The sequence below is a fragment of the Weissella sp. MSCH1 genome, from assembly GCF_045799135.1.
Taxonomy (GTDB): domain Bacteria; phylum Bacillota; class Bacilli; order Lactobacillales; family Lactobacillaceae; genus Weissella.
The window spans coordinates 1-2,362 of the sequence record NZ_JBJMBA010000004.1; the positions used below are offsets into that span (position 1 = coordinate 1).

A 2,362-nucleotide genomic window follows, 5' to 3' on the forward strand; every position below is an offset into this window, starting at 1 on the left:
GTTGGGTGAAACAACGAACACGTTGACGGCAGGTGATTTGCAAGTCGCTTTGTCAAAGTCTTGGGGGAAGTTGCAAACTATTCCAGAATTTGAAGGTGCTCCATTGGTTTCATTCGTTAACCCAATGGACGTTGCAAACTTCTTGGCAGGTAAGCCGATTCAAGCTGACGCATCAAACGCTTACGGTATGACGTTGTTGCAAAACTTTATCGGAGCTGACAAGGTAATTTCATTGGGTTCAATTCCAGAAGGAAAGGTATTCACGACGGCCGTTGATAACATTGTTTTGGCTTACTTGGACATGCAAAAGTCTGATTTGAGCCAATACTTCGTTGATTACACTGACGAAACTGGTTTGTTGGCTGTTGTATCAAGCAAGAACACATCAAACTTGACGCTTGAAGCAACATTTACTGGTGCTATGAAGTTGTTCGTTGAAATTCCTGATGGTGTGGTTGCTGCAACGTTGAATGTGGGGACAACAGATACAACTAACGACCAATCATTGTAAAGGGGGGGTTAGATGAAGCAAATTAAGTTAGTACAAGCGTTTAACGATTTGGAAACTGGATTGCATTACAACGCTGGTGATATGTACCCACGATACTTGGAGCCAACGCCTGAACGTGTTGCTTTTTTGCGTGAACACGGAGTATTTGAGGAAGTTGACGACGGTACTGAAGAAACTTTTGAAAAGCCGACTGATAAGAATACAGTTGATGAAATCAAGGGTTATTTGGATCAAGTAGGAATTGATTACGACAAGGCGGCTAAGAAGGCTGATTTGTTGGCTTTGATTACCGATTAGGAGGTGTCACGTGGCTGAAGATACTTTGAGTAAGGTTAAGTTATTGCTTGGTATCAAGGACAAGCTACAAGATGAGTTGCTGACGTTGCTTGTTTCGGACAGCCAGGAACGTCTTGTTAGTTATATCAACCAAGACAGTGACACCGATATTAAGTTTCCAACAGGTATTGATTGGGTACTGCGAGAAATCACGGTACGCCGATACAACCGTATTGGGGATGAAGGTAAGACGTCATCTAACGAAAGTGATGTGTCCGTGTCATGGCGTGATGATGATATTGCTGATTACGCAACGTACTTGAATAAGTACCGTAAGAAGCGTGGTGGTCGGGGCATTGCGAGGTTCTATTGATGAGATATGAAAACCGAGTGAAGTTGACAATCAGGACGCCTTCAAGTGACCCAGACAATGAATATGAAGAAGAAACAACCGATTGGATTGAAGCGCACGTTACTGGTGTTTCGTCACAGATGAACATCAATGTATTTGGTTCCTACAAATCAGATGCAGTGGCTATTCATTTAAAAGGGCATTATTCTGGCGTACAGAACGTTTTAATCAATGGGGTTACTAGGAAGCCACAGGCGGTTATTAACGCGCGAAAAAACACTGTGCTAGTTGTACAGGGGGTGTAACCATGGGACGCAATGGTGTAACGATTAACTTTAGTGGTCTGGATGATTTAGTTAAGGGGTTCAGTCGTCAACCGGCAGTTATTAAGAATGAGGCGACACGTATTATCAATACGGTAGCCGGAAAAGTCGAAAAGACTGCCTATCAGAATGCGCCGAAGGAAACGGGTTATCTCTCACAACATATTATGGCTGAACCGAAGGGTGCACTTAATGCGCAAGTTATCGCAACCGCAAACTATTCAATTTACCTAGAAATGGGAACACGTAAAGCGCCGGCACAACCTTACATGGGACCTGCCGTTAAAGCACATGAAAAAGATTTGTACACCATGCTATCAAACTTGTTAAAGGAGGGGATGCGTTGACTTATTCACCATTTGTTGACCTATTGAAGGATTTGGAAAAGAGAGTAACTGACCAGGTTAATCTGCCAGTGTTCCGTGTATTACCGGATCCAGAACAGCCAGAACCGTTTGTCGTTTTGAGTGATCACACTGATAACGACTTGGCGTTGAAAACAGGGTTAGCGGCTAGTGATACGTCATTGTCGGTTCACGTTTTCTATCCTGCGAATAGTCGTATCAAGTTTGAAGATGCGTTGTACAAGTTGCGTGGCGTCATTGCACAGTCAAAACGTGTAATTAACGTCAGCACCAGTCAGACGGTGTTTGATAATTCAATCGGACGTGATGTTTATCATGCTGTAATCAGCGTGAGAGCAATTATTTAGGAGGAAATATGGCAGATAAGTTTATTGATAACGGTGTGGAGCAAACAAAGGGTAACCCAATCCTTGCCAAGATGATTTGGTACTTTTTGCAAGCTACTAACGCACCAGTAGGAAGCAAGGCAGTGTTGCCTGCAGCACAAACTAGCGGAACGTTGACAATTGGTGGTGACTCAATCGACGAGCAAACG

The 2,362-nt window shown here is 43.5% G+C and carries 5 protein-coding genes and 2 pseudogenes; all 7 read left to right on the top strand.

All coding sequences use genetic code 11. The features are described 5' to 3' along the window. Positions 1–511: pseudogene (locus ACJ28U_RS00055) on the top strand (phage capsid protein); the annotation flags it as partial. A gap of 12 nt (positions 512–523) precedes the next feature. Then, on the top strand, positions 524–808 hold the full coding sequence (locus tag ACJ28U_RS00060; protein WP_373566680.1) for a hypothetical protein: 285 nt from the start codon (positions 524–526) through the stop codon (positions 806–808). A 10-nt stretch (positions 809–818) separates the two neighbouring features. Beyond that, entirely contained in the window at positions 819–1,160 is a 342-nt protein-coding gene (locus tag ACJ28U_RS00065) for a phage head-tail connector protein (protein ID WP_195318001.1), read from the top strand. Beyond that, a complete protein-coding gene (locus ACJ28U_RS00070) occupies positions 1,160–1,444 on the top strand; it encodes a hypothetical protein (protein ID WP_258257903.1) in 285 nt (94 codons plus the stop codon). The genes ACJ28U_RS00065 and ACJ28U_RS00070 overlap by 1 nt, the downstream gene beginning before the upstream one ends. A 2-nt stretch (positions 1,445–1,446) precedes the next feature. Further along, a complete protein-coding gene (locus ACJ28U_RS00075; RefSeq protein ID WP_407617989.1) occupies positions 1,447–1,809 on the top strand; it encodes an HK97-gp10 family putative phage morphogenesis protein in 363 nt (120 codons plus the stop codon). Continuing rightward, positions 1,806–2,174 (top strand): hypothetical protein, encoded by a 369-nt coding sequence (locus ACJ28U_RS00080; protein WP_258257907.1) that lies wholly within the window; start codon positions 1,806–1,808, stop codon positions 2,172–2,174. The genes ACJ28U_RS00075 and ACJ28U_RS00080 overlap by 4 nt, the downstream gene beginning before the upstream one ends. Positions 2,175–2,182: 8 nt before the next feature. Beyond that, a pseudogene (locus tag ACJ28U_RS00085) lies at positions 2,183–2,362 on the top strand (phage major tail protein, TP901-1 family); the annotation flags it as partial.

Excerpts from the sequence above, each read along its gene's own strand:
- ACJ28U_RS00060 (WP_373566680.1), top strand. The coding sequence starts at position 524 with ATGAAGCAAATTAAGTTAGTACAAGCGTTTAACGATTTGGAAACTGGA.
- ACJ28U_RS00070 (WP_258257903.1), top strand. The coding sequence starts at position 1,160 with ATGAGATATGAAAACCGAGTGAAGTTGACAATCAGGACGCCTTCAAGT.
- ACJ28U_RS00075 (WP_407617989.1), top strand. The coding sequence starts at position 1,447 with ATGGGACGCAATGGTGTAACGATTAACTTTAGTGGTCTGGATGATTTA.